The 14,810-nt window shown below is 74.3% G+C and carries 14 protein-coding genes; 7 read left to right on the top strand and 7 right to left on the bottom strand.

Features of this window, described 5'->3' with window-relative positions:
- Position 1: 1 nt before the first annotated feature.
- Positions 2–670: a response regulator transcription factor gene (locus tag BLU82_RS13245; RefSeq protein WP_231947787.1), complete on the bottom strand. Its 669-nt coding sequence runs from the start codon at positions 668–670 to the stop codon at positions 2–4.
- 86 nt (positions 671–756) lie between these two features.
- On the opposite strand from BLU82_RS13245, the gene BLU82_RS13240 reads away from it, so the two are divergent.
- Entirely contained in the window at positions 757–1,143 is a 387-nt protein-coding gene (locus BLU82_RS13240; RefSeq protein ID WP_197682920.1) for a pyridoxamine 5'-phosphate oxidase family protein, read from the top strand.
- 79 nt (positions 1,144–1,222) lie between these two features.
- Positions 1,223–2,458: an MFS transporter gene (locus BLU82_RS13235; RefSeq protein ID WP_092620910.1), complete on the top strand. Its 1,236-nt coding sequence runs from the start codon at positions 1,223–1,225 to the stop codon at positions 2,456–2,458.
- Between the two features lie 194 nt (positions 2,459–2,652).
- On the opposite strand, the gene BLU82_RS13230 is transcribed toward BLU82_RS13235, so the two are convergent.
- Both BLU82_RS13230 and BLU82_RS13225 read right to left on the bottom strand, forming a co-directional pair.
- Entirely contained in the window at positions 2,653–3,069 is a 417-nt protein-coding gene (locus BLU82_RS13230) for a MerR family DNA-binding protein (RefSeq protein ID WP_092620907.1), read from the bottom strand.
- Positions 3,066–3,377: a hypothetical protein gene (locus BLU82_RS13225; protein ID WP_092620902.1), complete on the bottom strand. Its 312-nt coding sequence runs from the start codon at positions 3,375–3,377 to the stop codon at positions 3,066–3,068. Before BLU82_RS13225 ends, BLU82_RS13230 begins: the two co-directional genes overlap by 4 nt.
- A 58-nt stretch (positions 3,378–3,435) precedes the next feature.
- Here BLU82_RS13225 and BLU82_RS36325 point away from each other — a divergent pair, with 58 nt between their 5' ends.
- Positions 3,436–3,855, top strand: coding sequence for a YkvA family protein (locus BLU82_RS36325; RefSeq protein WP_092620899.1), 420 nt, complete (start codon positions 3,436–3,438; stop codon positions 3,853–3,855).
- Here the strand turns inward: BLU82_RS36325 and BLU82_RS13215 are convergent.
- Genes BLU82_RS13215 through BLU82_RS13200 form a run of 4 tightly spaced genes read right to left on the bottom strand, consistent with a single transcriptional unit; the run spans position 3,827 to position 9,242 of the window.
- Positions 3,827–6,127, bottom strand: a complete 2,301-nt coding sequence (locus BLU82_RS13215; RefSeq protein WP_092620896.1) for a glycoside hydrolase family 3 N-terminal domain-containing protein — start codon at positions 6,125–6,127, stop codon at positions 3,827–3,829. The genes BLU82_RS36325 and BLU82_RS13215 overlap by 29 nt on opposite strands.
- Before the next feature lie 7 nt (positions 6,128–6,134).
- Positions 6,135–6,965, bottom strand: coding sequence for a carbohydrate ABC transporter permease (locus BLU82_RS13210; RefSeq protein WP_092620893.1), 831 nt, complete (start codon positions 6,963–6,965; stop codon positions 6,135–6,137).
- Positions 6,962–7,894 (bottom strand): carbohydrate ABC transporter permease, encoded by a 933-nt coding sequence (locus BLU82_RS13205; protein ID WP_092620890.1) that lies wholly within the window; start codon positions 7,892–7,894, stop codon positions 6,962–6,964. The genes BLU82_RS13210 and BLU82_RS13205 overlap by 4 nt, the downstream gene beginning before the upstream one ends.
- A 1-nt stretch (position 7,895) precedes the next feature.
- A complete protein-coding gene (locus BLU82_RS13200) occupies positions 7,896–9,242 on the bottom strand; it encodes an extracellular solute-binding protein (protein WP_092620887.1) in 1,347 nt (448 codons plus the stop codon).
- A gap of 139 nt (positions 9,243–9,381) precedes the next feature.
- Here BLU82_RS13200 and BLU82_RS13195 point away from each other — a divergent pair, with 139 nt between their 5' ends.
- The 4 genes from BLU82_RS13195 (at position 9,382) to BLU82_RS35110 (ending at position 14,746) form a co-directional block, all read left to right on the top strand.
- On the top strand, positions 9,382–10,407 hold the full coding sequence (locus BLU82_RS13195; protein ID WP_092620884.1) for a LacI family DNA-binding transcriptional regulator: 1,026 nt from the start codon (positions 9,382–9,384) through the stop codon (positions 10,405–10,407).
- Between the two features lie 160 nt (positions 10,408–10,567).
- Positions 10,568–11,863, top strand: coding sequence for an ammonium transporter (locus tag BLU82_RS13190; protein ID WP_092620882.1), 1,296 nt, complete (start codon positions 10,568–10,570; stop codon positions 11,861–11,863).
- 4 nt (positions 11,864–11,867) lie between these two features.
- Positions 11,868–12,206: a P-II family nitrogen regulator gene (locus BLU82_RS13185; RefSeq protein ID WP_053202047.1), complete on the top strand. Its 339-nt coding sequence runs from the start codon at positions 11,868–11,870 to the stop codon at positions 12,204–12,206.
- Complete coding sequence (locus tag BLU82_RS35110) at positions 12,140–14,746, top strand: [protein-PII] uridylyltransferase (protein ID WP_370246320.1); 2,607 nt, start codon at positions 12,140–12,142, stop codon at positions 14,744–14,746. Before BLU82_RS13185 ends, BLU82_RS35110 begins: the two co-directional genes overlap by 67 nt.
- The last annotated feature ends 64 nt before the right edge of the window (positions 14,747–14,810 follow it).

Raw genomic sequence — 14,810 nt, 5'->3', positions numbered from 1 at the left:
GTCAGCTGCTCGGATGGTCTTTCGCCTCGGCCTTGAGCTGCGCCGACAGCGCCGCGGCCTGGGTGCGGCGGTTCATGTCGAGCTTGGCCAGCAGGTTGGAGACGTAGTTCTTGATGGTCTTCTCGGCGAGGAACATGCGCTCGCCGATCTGGCGGTTGGTGAGGCCCTCGCCGATGAGGTCGAGGATGCGCCGCTCCTGGTCGGTGAGCGCGGCCAGCGGGTCGGCGCGGGTGGCACGGTCGCGCAGGCGGGCCAGCATGCGGGCGGTGCTCTCGGGGTCGAGCAGCGACTTGCCCTCGGCCAGCGCGCGGACCGCCCCGATGAGGTCGGTGCCGTGCACCTGCTTGAGGACGTACCCGGCGGCGCCGGCCATGACGGCGTCGAACAGGGCGTCGTCGTCGGCGAACGAGGTGAACATGAGGCACTGCAGGTGGGGGAGGCGCGAGCGCATCTCGCGGCAGACGGTGACGCCGTCGCCGTCGGGGAGGCGGACGTCGAGGATGGCGACGTCGGGTTCGAGGGCGGGGATGCGGGCCATGGCCTGTTCGGCGGTGCCGGCCTCGCCGACGACCTCGATGTCGGGCTCGGTCTCGAGCAGGGCGGACACCCCGCGCCGGACCACCTCGTGGTCGTCGAGCAGGAAGACGCGGACGACACGGTCGGTGCTCACGATCACGACGCTACCCCAGCCAGCAGGGGTCGTCATGGGACCTTCGTCCCTTCCGGCGCGGGCCGGCACGGACAAATGTGGGGCGCGTGCCTCCCTCGACCCCGGCCGGACCGGACCCGCTGGACCGGCGCACCTGTTACGCGCTGCTCGCCGGCGCCCCGATCGGCCGTCTGGTCTTCACCGAGGGCGCGCTGCCGGCCATCGAGCCGGTCCGCTTCCACCTCGACGGCGACGACGTGATCGTCGGGCTGGGCCCGGCCACGGCGCTGCCGCCGGTCGACCGCCTCGGCGTGGTCGCGTTCCAGGCCGACGGGTACGACGAGACCGGCCGCACCGGCTGGTGCGTCGTCACGATCGGGCGGGCCACGGCCGACGAGCACGGGCTGCGGATCCGCCCGGAGATCGTCCGCGGCCGCCGGATCGGCCCGCTGCTCGCGCCGGTGCCGCAGGACACCGCCGTCGGCCTGCCGTGAAGACACGGTGAAGACGGACTGAAGCAGCCCGCTCCTACCGTCGGTCCCGAGCCGGTGCGGTGCCGGCGCGGAGGGACCGATGGCCGGCTGGCGCGAGGTGTTCGGCGTCGCCGAGTTCCGCGTGCTCTGGCTGGCCCAGACCCAGTCGCGCGTCGGCGACCAGCTGGCCCGGGTGGCGCTGGCGCTGCTGGTGTACGAGAGGACCGCATCTGCCGGGCTGACGGCGCTGATCTACGCGCTCACGCTGCTGCCGCCGCTGTTCACGGCGCCGTTGCTGGCCGGGTTGGCGGACCGGTACCCGCGCCGGACGGTGATGGTCGCCGTCGACGTCGCGCGGGCGGCGTTCGCCGGGCTGATGGCGATCCCCGGGATGCCGCTGCCGCTGCTCGCGGCGCTCGTGGTGGCGATGACGTGCCTGCAGCCGCTGTTCGCCGCCGGCCGGACCGCGACCCTGCCGGCCGTGCTGACCGGCGACCGGTTCGCCGTCGGGATGGGCATCATGACGGCGACCGACGGGCTGGCCCAGATCGCCGGTTTCACCGTCGGCGGCCTGGTGGTGGTGTGGGCCGGCGGGCCGCACGTCGCGCTGGCCGCCAACGCCGTCACGTTCCTGCTGTCGGCGGTGCTGCTGCGGTGGGGGCTGCGGCCGCACCGGCCCGGCGGGGACCCCGCGCGGCGGCCGTCCGGGTTCGCGCTGGCCGGCGTGCGTCTGGTGGTCGGTGACCGGCGGCTGCTCGGGCTGGTGTCGCTGATCTGGCTGTTCGGCCTCTTCCTGGCGCCGGAGGCGCTCGCGGCGCCGTACGCGGAGCAGATCGGCGCCGGCGCCGCCGCCGTCGGAGCGCTGATGGCGGCCGACGTCGTGGGCTCGGTGGTCGGCGCCGCCCTGGTGACCCGGGTGCGGCGGGCGTGGCGGGACCGTCTGACGGTGCCGCTGGCCGTCGCGACCGGGCTGCCGCTGGTGGCGACGGTCGCCGGACCGCCGCTGCCGGTGACGGTGGCGCTGTGGGCGCTGTCCGGGCTGCTCGCGACCTACATGGTGCTGGCGCAGGTGGCGTTCACCGAGGAGCTGGCCGACGAGGTGCGCGGGCGCGCCATCGGCTTCGCGTCGGCCGGCCTGCAGTCGGCGCAGGGCACCGGCGTCCTGCTGGCCGGCGGGCTGGCCGAACTGCTGCCGCCGTCGGTGGCCGTCGCCGCGTGCGCGGCCGCCGGTTCGCTGGGCGCGGTGCTGATCTGGGCGGCGCTGCTACGCGGCCGGGACCACCCCGGCCCGGCCGTCCGTCGAGCCGAGGAGAGGAGGAGCCATGCGCGACCGTGACATGAACCGCAGCTGGGACTGGGAGCACTGACCCAGCCGTGCGTGCGCCTCGGGCGGCGCGGCGTCCGGGGCAGCGCGGGGTCCGGGGCGGCGCCGCGCCCGGGGCGGCGCCGCGCCCGGGGCGGCGCCCTTGCAATGAGCACCTCTACGCATCGGCACCAGGTGATGCGTAGAGGTGCTCATTGCAAAGCGGGTCAGACGTCGTGGGCCAGGCCGGTGAACGGGATCGGGCAGTCCGGGCTGCCGGCGCAGTCGCGCAGGTCGTGGCAGCCGGCGTCGACGGCGGCTTTCAGCGTGTCGCGGATGGCGACGAGGTCGGCGATGCGGCCCTCGATCTCGGCGATCTTCGCCGTGGCGCGCTCGCGCAGGTCGGCGTCGGAACGGGCATGGCCGCGGCCGGTGTCGGCCAGTTCGGCGATCTCGTCCAGCGTGAAGCCGAGCCGCTGCGCCGCCTTGATGACGCGGACGGTGGTGACGGCGCCGTCCGGGTACGTGCGGTGGCCGCCGAGGGTGCGCTCCGGCGCCGCGAGCAGCCCGCGGCGCTCGTAGTAGCGCAACGTCTGCGGGTTGACGCCGGCCGCCGCGGCCAGGTCGCCGCTGCGCAGCGTCATCGGGCCAGCCGCTCCAGGCCGTCCAGCACCATCGCCTGCGCCGGCGGCACGTCGACCGTCAGCGCGCCGCCGTCGCCGAAGTCGAAGGTGAAGAACGAGCAGCAGGCCGACTCGCGTCCGGCGAGGTCACGGGCGGTCGCGAGCAGGGTGGGGTCGTCGTCCAGGGTGAGCCGCAGGCGGGACGGCGAGACCCGCACCGGGCCGCTCGCGGAGCGGGCGAACAGGTCGGCGAACTCGGCCAGCCGCAGCGGGCGGTCGGCCGTGGGCAGGGTGCACGATGAGGGAAGGAACGAGGCGTCGAGGTCCATGCCTCGACGGTAAACCCGTACCCGGGTACCGGATGCAAGTCCTCACGCGGAGGTGGCGATGCCCGGCTGGCCGCAGGCGGCCCTGGTCGCCGCCGGTGCGCTGGTGCTCACCTGGCTGGTGCTCGTGCTGCTGGCGTGGCGGTTGCCTCCCGGCCTGGCCAGGGACCTCGCCGGCTTCCTGCCCGACTGCGTCACGACGGCGCGCCGGCTGCGCCGCGACCCCCGGGTGCCGCGGCGGGCCAGGGTCGCGGTGCTGGTCGCGATGCTCTGGGTGCTCTCGCCGATCGACCTCATCCCGGAGTTCCTCCCGGTCATCGGCCCCCTCGACGACGTTGTGGTGGTCGCGCTGGTGCTGCGCTACGCCGCCCGCACCGTGCCGGGGGAGGCGCTGTTCGAGGCCTGGCCGGGCAACCCCGACCTGCTCCGCCGCATCCTCGGACTCGGCCCGGTCAGTCCACCCGGGCCGGGGTCGTCATGACGCGCGGGCCGGCCAGCACCCGCGGCGCGTCACCGGTGATCTCCAGCTCGGCGGCCACCGGCAGCATCTCGCTGGACGGGCCCGCGGCCAGCGTGAACGTGCCGGGCTCGACGACGCGGCGCAGGTCCAGGCCGGGGAACGAGGTGCGGTCGGCGTGCACGGTGAACGTGACGCGACGCGCCTCGCCCACGCCGAGCGGCACCCGCCGGTAGCCGATCAGCTCGCGCACCGGTCGTACGGTCTGCGCGACGTGGTCGGTGAGGTAGAGCTGGACGACCTCGGTGGCGGGGCGGCGGCCGGCGTTGCGCACCGTCACCGTGACATCCACCTGCCCGTCGGCGGGCATCGACGCCGTGCTGAGCGTCAGGTCCCGGTACTCGACGGTGGTGTAGGACAGGCCGTGCCCGAACGGGTACAGCGGCGCCGGGTCGAGGCTGGAGATGCCGTCGCTGCGCTGGGCCAGTGGCGCCGCCCGGTACGTCGGCAGCGCGCCCGACGCCGTCCGCGGCACGGCGACCGGGAGCCGCCCGCTCGGCTCGACCCGCCCGGACAGCACGCCGGCGATCGCGGCCCCGCCCTCCTCGCCCGGGAAGAACGCCTGGACGACGGCCGCGCAGCGGGGCGCGAGGGCGCCGAGCGCGTACGGCCGCCCGGACACCACCACCAGCACGACCGGTGTCCCGGTGTCCAGGACGGCCGTGACGAGCTCGGCCTGGACACCCGGCAGCGCGAGGTCCGGCGCGTCGCAGCCCTCGCCGGACGTGCCGCTGCCGAACATCCCGGCGAGGTCGCCGACCGCGACGATCGCGACGTCGGACTGCGCCGCGAGCGCCACCGCGGCCGCGAACCCGGACCGGTCGTCGCCGGTGATCGCCGCCCCGGCCGCGTGCGGCACCTCGGCGTCGGAGAGCTCCGTCCGCAGCGCCTCGAGCAGGGTCGGCACCGCGACGCCGAGGCCGTCGCCGTCGTACCTGGCCAGCACGTGGTTCGGGAACGAGTAGCAGCCGAGGAACGTGCGTGGCTGCACCGCGGTCGTGCCGATGACGGCGACCCGGCCCGGCCCGCGGCCCGCGGCGCGCAGCGGGAGCGTCCCGTCGTTGGCCAGCAGCACCACCGACCGCTCGGCCAGCCGCCGGGCCAGCGCGCGGTTCGCGGGGGAGTCGAGGTCGGCGTCGTGGTCGCCGCGCGGCGCCCAGCCCGGGTCGAGCAGGCCGAGCCGGCCCTTCTGCAGCAGCACCCGGCGGGCGGCCTCGTCCAGCGCGGGGCCGGGAGCCAGCCGGGCGAAGCCGACGGTCTCGGGCAGCTCGACGTCCACCCCGGCGGCCAGCGCGAGCGCGCCCGCGCCGTCGTCGTCGGCCGCGATGCGCTGGGTGCGGCGCAGGAACGGGACCGCCCAGTAGTCCGACACGACGGTGCCGCCGAACCCCCACTCGTCGCGCAGCAGCGTCGTCAGCAGCGCGCGGCTGGCGGTGGGGGGCACGCCGTCGACGGCCGCGTACGACGGCATCACCGAGCCGGCGCCGCCCTCGCGGATCGCCAGTTCGAACGGCGGCAGCAGCAGTTCGGCCAGCTCCCGGGCCCCCACCCCGACGGGGCCGTGGTTGCGCGCCGCCCGCGACGCCGAGTAGCCGGCGAAGTGCTTCAGCGTCGCCACCAGCCCGGTGGACTGCAGGCCGCGCACGTACGCCGTCGCCACCGTCGCCACCAGGTAGGGGTCCTCGCCGATCGACTCCTCGACCCGGCCCCACCGGTAGTCGCGGACGACGTCGAGCACCGGCGCCAGCCCTTGGTCGACGCCGACCGCGCGCAGGTCGCGGCCGATTGCGGCGGCCACCTCCTCGACCAGCTCGGGGTCGAACGCGGCGCCCCATGCCAGCGGCGTCGGGTAGATCGTGGCGCCGTAGGCGGTGAAGCCGGTCAGGCACTCCTCGTGCGCGATCGCCGGGACGCCGAACCGGGACGCCCGCACCACGGCCGCCTGCCGGGCGCGCAGGTCGGCGACGCCGTCCGCGACCGGGACCGGCGCCGTCCCGAACACCCGGGTCAGGTGGCCGAGGCCGTGCTCGATCGCCGCCTCGAACGCCGCCGGCCCGGTCATGTCGCCCTCCATCGGCGCGACGTCGCCGCCGGGCTCGTCGTCCGGGCGGTGCCAGTAGCTGCCCAGCTGGCCGGCCTTCTCCTCCGGGGTCATCGCGGCCAGCAGGGCGTCGACCCGCTCGGTGAGCGGGAGCCGGGTGTCGTGCCAGGGACCGGCCCAGGTGTCAGCGGTCATCGATTCCTCACTTACCGAAGCCGGCGGTCAGGCCGGACACCAACTGGCGGCGGCCGACGACGAACGCGGCCAGGACGGGGAGCGCGGACAGCGTGACCGCGGCCAGGACGGCGGGCACGTTGACGGCGAACTGGCCCTGGTAGGCCCAGAGCGACAGCGGCAGCACCCGCACCGACGAGCTCTGCGTCAGGATCAGCGGGAACAGGAACCCGTTCCACACCTGCAGCGCCTGGTAGATGCCGACGGTCAGCAGCGCCGGCCTGCTCAGCGGCAGCACCAGCGCCAGCAGGATTCGCCCGTGCCCGGCGCCGTCGGCGCGCATCGACTCGAACAGCTCGGCCGGGATGTCGCGGACGAAGTTCACGATGATCAGCACGCTGATCGGGACGGCGAACGCGATGGCCGGCAGGATCAGCGCGACCAGGCTGTCGTACAGCCCGAGCCGGACGATCAGGTAGTACACCGGGATGATCGTGGCCTGCACCGGGATCGCCAGGCCCAGCAGCGCCAGCCGCAGCGTGCCGCGCGACAGCGGCGTCCCGGCGCGCACCACGTAGTACGACGCCATCAGCGACACCGTCAGGATCACCGCCACCGCCGCGACCGTGACGACGACGCTGTTGCCCAGGTAGCGCAGGAAGTCGTTCTCCAGCACCAGCCGGTACGCGTCCAGCGTCGGGTCCGCGGGCGGCAGCAGCGGGTTCTCGACGTAGTAGTCCTGCTGCCGGCGCAGGCTGGTGAGCACCAGGTAGTAGACCGGCACGATCGTCACGACGACCCACACCAGGCCGCCGAGCGCCCCGAGCACGTTCGGGGTCTCGCGGATCCGCCGGCTCATGCGGCGCCGGCCTGCTGGCTCTGCATGCGCCCGGCGCCCGAGATGCGGCTGAGCAGCAGCGACAACGCCAGCCCGATCGCGACCAGCAGCACGGCGATGACGCTGGCCGGGCCCATCCGGTAGCTGCGGAACCCGGTCAGGTACATCTCCAGCGGCAGGATCCGGGTCGCCTCGCCCGGGCCGCCGCCGGTCAGCACGAACACCAGGTCGAAGTACGTCAGCGAGCCGACCAGCATCAGCGTCGACGACGTCACGATGGTGTAGCGCAGCTGCGGCAGCGTCACGTACCGGAACTGCTGCCACCGCCCGGCGCCGTCCAGCGTCGCCGCCTCGTACAGCGTCGCCGGGATCTGCCGCACCCCGGCCTGGTAGAGCAGGGCGTGGAACGGCACGAAGCACCACCCGACCACGAAGATCACCGCGTAGAGGGCGAGGTCCGGGTCGCCCAGCCAGTTCGTCGTCAGCGTGCCGGGGGAGAACGCCCGGGACAGCCCGAAGTTGGGGTCCAGCAGCGACCGGAACGTGATGCCGATGGCCGCCGACGAGAACAGCAGCGGCAGGAAGTACACGACGGCGAAGGCCGCCCGGTAGCGCTGCCGGCCGGCCGTGAAGACGCCGAGCAGCAGCGCGACCGGCGCCTGGAACAGGAACGACACGACGACGAACACGACGGTGCGCCAGAGCGCGGCGCGGGTCGCGGGGTCGGCGAGGGTGTCCAGCCAGATCTCCGTGCCGGCCCAGCGCGGCGTGCCCAGGCCGTCCCACTCCATGAACGAGAGGACGGCGACGCCGCCGAGAGGGAGCAGCGCGAACAGCGCGAAGAACGCCAGGGCGGGCACGGCCAGCCAGAACGGTGGCCCGGTGCGGCCCTTCCGCGCGGCCGTGACGGGCCGCGAAGTGACCGCACCGGACCTGTCGAGCGTCCGCATCTCAGAGCGTGGCGTTCATCGCGTCGACGAACTGCTGCGGGGTGATCTCGCCGAGGAAGATCTGGCTGAGGTTCGTCAGCAGCTCCTGCGCCTGGTCCGAGGGGAGCGCCTGGTCCCAGGAGAGCTGGAAGTGCGGTGCGTCCTGCACCAGGCCGTAGGCGAAGCCCAGGTACTCGGCGTCGTCGCTCTGCGCGATCTGGTCCTCCAGGCCCGCGACCGGCGGTACGCTCCCGGCGTCGAGCATGGCGGTGAGCTGGTCGTCGTCGTAGACGAACTGGCCGATGTAGTCGAGCGCGGTCTGCTGCGCCTCCTCGCTCGCCGACGCCGAGACGGACCAGAAGTTGGCCGGGTTGCCGACGATGTTCGCCGGATCGCCGCTGCCGCCCTCGATCTCCGGGAACGTGGTGAAACCGAGCGCCGACGTCGCGAACTCCGGGTTGTCGGTGTGGAAGGTCGCGTAGACCCAGCTGCCCTGCAGCAGCATGGCGGCGCGGCCGGTGTGCACCAGCGCCGCGTCGGCGCTCTGGTCGGCGGCGGCCGAGGCGAACGCGTCGCCGAACCCACCGGCGTCGACCAGTTCCTGGATCTTCGTCAGCGCCTCGGCGATGGCCGGGTCGGACCACGCGTCCGGCTCGCCGTCGAGAACGGCCTGGAAGACCTCGGGTCCGCCGATGCGGTCGGTGAGGTACTGGATCCACATCAGCTCCGGCCAGACGCTCTGCCCGGCCAGCGAGAACGGGATGATGCCCTGGTCCTGGAAGGTGGCGACCGCGTCCAGCGTCTCCTGCCAGGTCGTCGGCACCTCGATGCCGGCCTGCTCGAACAGGTCCTCGTTGTAGTACAGGACGACCGGCTGGACGTCGTTCATCGGGACCGCGTACGTGGTGCCGTCGACGACGCCGTTCTGCGCGACGGACGGCATGACCCGGCTGGTCAGCTCGGCAGTCTGCGCGCCGATGTCGACGACCTGGTCGTTCGCGACGTAGTCGGCGAGTGTGCCGCCGGTCCAGTTCATGATCAGCGTCGGCGCCTCGCCGGAGCCGACGGACGTGCGGATCTTCTCCTTGTACGCGTCGTTCTCGAACTCCTCGACCGCGATCGGCTGGTCGTCGTGCTCGCCGTTCCAGCGTTCGAACGAGGCGGCCGTGACGGGCCAGCCGCCGCCGGTGAGGATCCAGGCGCTGGCCGCGCCGCCCTCGCCGTTCTGAGCGTCGCCGGCGCCGCCCGTGCCGCCGGTGCCGGCGTCGGTGGAGTCGCCGGGGCTCGCGCCCCCGCAGGCCGCGAGTGTGAGCGCCGTGGCGGCGGCGACCGTCGCTGCCGTCACGGCCCGGAGTCTGGTGTGCCTCATGGCGCCATCCTGTCCTCGTGGAGCGATGGGTTCCGAAACAGTTGCGACGATGTTTCGGTTGACCGAGAGGGTAGTGAGCCGCGTGATTGTCGTCAATGGGTGCTTGACAACCGGTCGCGGTCGAAATAGTTTCGGGCGCATGCGAGGAGAGCGGCCGACCCTGGACACCGTCGCGCAGACCGCCGGGGTGTCCAAGGCGACGGTGTCGAAGGTGCTCAATGGGCGCGGCGACGTCGCGGCGGCGACGCGGGCCCGGGTGCAGGAGGCGATCGGGGCGCTGGGCTACGTTCCCAGCACCGGCCGGCGGGTGCACGACACCACGCCGACGGTCACCGTCCTGTTCGACGCGTTCGTCAACCTGTACTCGGCGCAGGTGCTGTCCGGCGTCGTGTCGGCCGGCCTCGAGCAGGGCGTCGACGTCGTCGTCACGCACCTGGCCGGGTCGGGCGCGCTGACGCCCGAGTGGTTCCGCGGGCTGTCGGCGAAGGGGCACCTCGGGCTGATCGTCGTCACTACTGAGGTCAGCCCGTCCGAGGTCCGCGCCTGCGCCGACGCCGGCCTCGGCCTCGTCGCCGTCGACCCCGTCTCGATCGACCCCAGCACCACCGACCAGTTGGTCAGCGTCAGCGCCACCAACTGGTCCGGCGGCCTGCAGGCCACCGAGCACCTGCTCGGGCTCGGCCACCGGCGCATCGGCTTCGCCGGCGGCCTGCCCGCGTCGCGGCCGGCGCAGCAGCGGCTGCACGGCCACCTGGCCGCCCTGTCCAGCGCCGGCCTCCCCGCCTCGGCCGACGACGACCTGGTGCTGCAGGTGGGGTTCAGCCACGAGGACGGGCAGGCCATGGCCGCCCGGCTGCTCGACCTCCCCTCGCCGCCCACGGCGATCGTCGCCGGCTGCGACGGCTCCGCCCTCGGCGTCATGGAAGAGGCCCGCCGCCGCGGCCTGCGCCTGCCGGACGACCTCAGCATCGTCGGCTTCGACGACACCTACGCCGCCGCCTGGACGTCGCCCCAGCTCACCACCGTGCGCCAGCCGATGCGCGAGATGGGCCGGGTGGCGCTGCGGACCCTGCTCGGGCTGGCCCGGGGCCAGCGCCCCGAGACCCACCACTTCGAGCTCGCCACCACGCTGGTCGAACGCAGCTCCACCGCGCCGCTCGGCTGAGCCGGTCGCACCGCGTTCACGTACTCGTAACGCACGAGTGGCGCATGTCACGTGGCCGTAATGGTCGCCGCACGCCCGAGTAACGACGGATCGCCACGATCACAGGGACGTGGCCGGCCTGTGAACGGGTCCGGCGTTCCGACTCGGCTAGGAGCCAACGATGCCCGAACTCAGCGCGGGCGACACCGCGTGGGTGCTCACGAGCGCGGCTCTCGTTCTGCTCATGACCCCTGGACTGGCCTTCTTCTACGGCGGCATGGTGCGCGCCAAGGCGGTCCTCAACATGCTCATGATGAGCTTCCTCTGCCTGGCGATCGTGCCGGTGATCTGGGTGCTGTGGGGCTACTCCCTCGCCTTCGACGGCAGCAACGGCGGCCTGATCGGCGGGCTGGGGAAGTTCGGCCTGGACGGCGTGGGCCTGGACAGCATGTGGTCCGTGCCCATCCCGGAGTTCGCGTTCGTGGGCTTCCAGGCCGTGTTCGCGATCATCACCGTCGCGCTGATCAGCGGGGCCGTCGCCGAGCGGGCGTCGTTCCGCGGCTGGGCCATCTTCGTCCCGGTGTGGCTGACGCTGGTCTACCTGCCGGTCGCGAACTGGGTGTGGGGCGGCGGCTGGATCTTCGAGCTGGGTGCGCTCGACTTCGCCGGCGGCACCGTCGTGCACATCAACGCCGGCGCCGCGGGCCTCGCGCTGGCGCTGGTGCTCGGCAGGCGAGTGGGCTGGCCGAAGCAGCCGATGCGGCCGCACAACCTGCCGTTCGTGCTGCTCGGCGCGGGGCTGCTGTGGTTCGGCTGGTTCGGCTTCAACGCGGGCTCGGCGCTGGGCGCCAACGGGCTGGCGTCGGCGGCGTTCGTGAACACGCTGGTGGCGACGGCGGCCGCGGTGCTGGGCTGGCTGCTGGTCGACGTCGTCAAGCAGAAGCACTCGACGACGCTCGGTGCGGCGTCCGGCGCGATCGCCGGGCTCGTCGCCATCACGCCGGCCTGCGCGTTCGTCAGCCCCGTCGGCGCGATCGTCATCGGCGTCGTCGCGGGCGCGGTGTGCGCGCTGTGCGTCGGGCTGAAGTACCGGTTCGGGTACGACGACTCGCTCGACGTGGTCGCGGTGCACCTGGTGGGCGGCGTCGTCGGCACGCTGATGATCGGACTGCTGGCGTCGGCCGACTTCACCGGCGGTCCCGAGGGCCTGTTCTACGGTGGCGGGGTCGACCTGCTGTGGCGGCAGGCGGTCGCGGCCGCGGTCGTCATCGTGTTCTCCTTCGTCGTCGCCTACGGGCTGGGGAAGCTCATCGACCGGACGGTGGGGTTCCGCGTCAGCGAGGAGGAGGAGGTCGACGGCATCGACCTGAACAGCCACCTCGAGACCGGCTACGAGCTCACCTCGACGTCGGCCGGACCCACCCGCGGCGCGCCGGCGCCCGCAGCCGCCCGCGTCGACTCCACGCAGGGAGCGTGACCGCATGAAGCTCGTCACCGCCGTCATCAAGCCGTTCAAGCTGGACGAGGTCCGCAAGGCGCTGGAGGCGTTCGGCGTCAACGGCATGACCGTCACCGAGGCCAGCGGCTACGGCCGGCAGAAGGGCCACACCGAGGTCTACCGGGGCGCGGAGTACACCGTCGACCTCGTCCCGAAGGTGCGGCTGGAGGTGCTGGTCGACGACTTCGACGTCGACCAGGTGCTGGGGGTGGTCGCCGAAGCGGCCCGGACCGGCAAGATCGGCGACGGCAAGATCTGGGTCACGCCGGCCGAGGCGGTCATCCGCGTCCGCACCGGGGAGACCGGGCCGGACGCGCTCTGAGCGCCACCACCGACCGGTTCGTCGCGCTGCGCCGGGCGATCGTCGACGACGATCGTCTCGGCGCGGCGCAGCGGGCCGCGACGCTGTCCGAGCTGGCCGACGGCTGGCTGGCCCGGCTGTTCGCGGACGTCCCGGCCGCCGCGCGGCAGGGGTACGCGCTGGTCGCCGTCGGCGGGTACGGGCGGCGCGAGCTGCTGCCCGGCAGCGACCTCGACGTGCTGCTGCTGGTCACCGGCCGCGGCGACCCGGCCGCCGTCGCCGACGCCGTCTTCTACCCGGTATGGGACGCCGGGCTGGCGCTGGACCACTCGGTGCGCACGCCCGGCGAGGCGCTGTCCGTCGCCGGGTCGGATCTGAAGGCGGCGCTCGGGCTGATCGACGCCCGGCACGTGGCCGGCGACGAGACGCTGACGGACGAGCTGCGGGCCGGGGTCCGCGACGGCTGGCGCAAGCAGGCCGCCGTCCGGCTGCCGGAGCTGGCCGCGATGTGCCGCTCGCGGGCCGCCGGCGTGGGCGAGCTGGCGCACCTGCTGGAGCCGGACCTCGTCCAGGCCTACGGCGGGTTGCGCGACACGCTGGCGCTGCGGGCCGTCACAGCGTCGTGGATCGCCGACCGCCCCCGCACCGCCGGCGTCGACCTCGCCCGGCAGTGGCTGCTGACGGTGCGCGACGCGCTGCACCGCACCACCGGGCGGCGTCAGGACCGGCTGCTGTTCGAGAACCAGGACGACGTGGCCGCGCGGCTCGGCCTTCCGGACGCGGACCTGCTGTTGCGCCGCGTGGCCGAGGCCGGCCGCAGCATCGCCTACGCCTCCGACGTCACCTGGCGCGACGTCGAGCGGACGCTGGCCGGGCTGCGCCGCCGCGGACGGCGCCGGCCCCTCGTCCGCCGCCCCCTCGCCGACGGCGTCGACGAGTACGACGGCGAGGCCGTGCTGGCCCGTGGCGCCGACCCCGCCCGCGACGCCGTCCTGCCGTTGCGAGCCGCGGCCGCGGCGGCCCAGGCGGGTCTCGTGCCGGGCCCGCGGACGCTGGCCCGGCTGGTCGCCGAGTGCCCGCCGCTGCCCGCGCCGTGGCCGCCGGCGGCGCTGGACGCGCTGGTCAGCCTGCTGGGCGCCGGGCCGGGGACGGTGCCGGTGTGGGACGCGCTGGAGGCGTCCGGGCTGGTCGTGCGGTGGTTCCCGGAGTGGGAGCGGATCCGGTACCGGGCCACCCGCACCCCCGTCCACCGCCACACCGTCGACCGTCACCTGGTCGAGACCGCTGTCGTCGCGTCGCGGCTGACCCGCCGGGTGGCGCGGCCGGACCTGCTGCTGCTCGCGGCGGTCGTCCATGATCTCGGCAAGGGGGTGCCCGGCGACCACTCGGTCGCGGGCCAGCCGATCGCCGTCGCGCTCGGACGACGGATCGGGCTCTCGGAATCCGATGCCGCGACGCTGGGCCGCCTGGTCCGCCACCACCTGCTGCTGCCGGAGACCGCCACCCGCCGCGACCCGGACGACCCCGCGACGCTCGCGACGGTGGTCGAGGCGGTTCAGACGCGGGAGTTCCTGGAGCTGCTCGCCTGCCTGACGGAGGCGGACGCCACCGCGGCGGGGCCGGTCGCGTGGACGCCGCTGCGCTCCCGCCTGGTCGGCGACCTCGTCGAGCGGACGCGGCGCGCCCTGGCCGTCGACGCTTCGGCGGGGTCGGTGGTGGCGGCCGCGGCGTTGGCCGGGGCGGCGTCGGTGGCAGGGTCATCGGCGGGAGTGTGTCGGTGCCCGCCCGTAGGGTGGGCACCCTCCCTAGAGGGGCGGGTCATCCCTACCTCGGCGCGCGCGGACGAACGTCCGGCGTCGGCGAACGGAGACGGGGCCGACGGTGGGGCGTCATCGGCGGACGGTGACGGCGCCGGGCCCGTGGTCGAGGCCGAGCAAGGCGCCGGGCTGGCGGTCGAGGTCGCGCCGCCGGACGAGGACGGGGCGGGGCTGGCGACGGTCACCGTCGTCGCGGGGAACGGGCCGGGGGTGCTGGGCGTGGTCGCGGGCGTGCTGGCGCTGCACCGGCTCGACGTCCGGTCGGCGCGCGCCCACACCGCCGGCGACGCCGTCGTGCAGGTGTGGCGGGTGGTGGCGCGGCGCGGTGAAGGGCCGGACGGGGTGCGGTTGCGCGAGGACGTCGCCCGGGCGCTGGCCGGTCACCTGGACCTGACGGCTCGGCTGGCGGCCCGCGCGGCCGAGTGGCGCGGCCGGGTCATCCAGCACGCCCGGCCCCGGGTGGAGCTGCTGCGCGACGTGTCGGCGGACGCGACGGTGCTGGAGGTGCGCGCACACGACGAGCCCGGGCTGCTGCACCGGCTCGCGACGGCGCTCAGCGGCGCGGCCGTCGACATCCGGTCCGCGGTCGTCGGCACATTGGGCTCCGAGGCGATCGACGTCTTCTATCTGGTGGACGGCGTCACCGGCGGGCCACTGGGGGAGCGGGCCGAGGAGGACGCCGTGGCCGCCGCCCGCGCCGCACTGGGAGGTGCCGGCGCGAACGGCGCCACCGCCGGCGAATGAGCCGTGTCAGTATCGACAGGTATCGTCGGGGCTGTCGCCTGCGAAGACACCGGAAGGAGCGCCC

Origin of the sequence: Jiangella sp. DSM 45060, assembly GCF_900105175.1 — a bacterium.
In the GTDB taxonomy this organism is placed as follows: domain Bacteria; phylum Actinomycetota; class Actinomycetes; order Jiangellales; family Jiangellaceae; genus Jiangella.
This window is presented reverse-complemented; position numbering and strand designations above follow the sequence as displayed.

Excerpts from the sequence above, each read along its gene's own strand:
- BLU82_RS36325 (WP_092620899.1), top strand. The coding sequence starts at position 3,436 with ATGCCCGGCTGGCCGCAGGCGGCCCTGGTCGCCGCCGGTGCGCTGGTG.
- BLU82_RS13200 (WP_092620887.1), bottom strand. The coding sequence starts at position 9,242 with ATGAGGCACACCAGACTCCGGGCCGTGACGGCAGCGACGGTCGCCGCC.
- BLU82_RS13215 (WP_092620896.1), bottom strand. The coding sequence starts at position 6,127 with ATGACCGCTGACACCTGGGCCGGTCCCTGGCACGACACCCGGCTCCCG.
- BLU82_RS13235 (WP_092620910.1), top strand. The coding sequence starts at position 1,223 with ATGGCCGGCTGGCGCGAGGTGTTCGGCGTCGCCGAGTTCCGCGTGCTC.
- BLU82_RS13195 (WP_092620884.1), top strand. The coding sequence starts at position 9,382 with ATGCGAGGAGAGCGGCCGACCCTGGACACCGTCGCGCAGACCGCCGGG.
- BLU82_RS13230 (WP_092620907.1), bottom strand. The coding sequence starts at position 3,069 with ATGACGCTGCGCAGCGGCGACCTGGCCGCGGCGGCCGGCGTCAACCCG.
- BLU82_RS13185 (WP_053202047.1), top strand. The coding sequence starts at position 11,868 with ATGAAGCTCGTCACCGCCGTCATCAAGCCGTTCAAGCTGGACGAGGTC.
- BLU82_RS13190 (WP_092620882.1), top strand. The coding sequence starts at position 10,568 with ATGCCCGAACTCAGCGCGGGCGACACCGCGTGGGTGCTCACGAGCGCG.
- BLU82_RS13205 (WP_092620890.1), bottom strand. The coding sequence starts at position 7,894 with ATGCGGACGCTCGACAGGTCCGGTGCGGTCACTTCGCGGCCCGTCACG.
- BLU82_RS13225 (WP_092620902.1), bottom strand. The coding sequence starts at position 3,377 with ATGGACCTCGACGCCTCGTTCCTTCCCTCATCGTGCACCCTGCCCACG.
- BLU82_RS13210 (WP_092620893.1), bottom strand. The coding sequence starts at position 6,965 with ATGAGCCGGCGGATCCGCGAGACCCCGAACGTGCTCGGGGCGCTCGGC.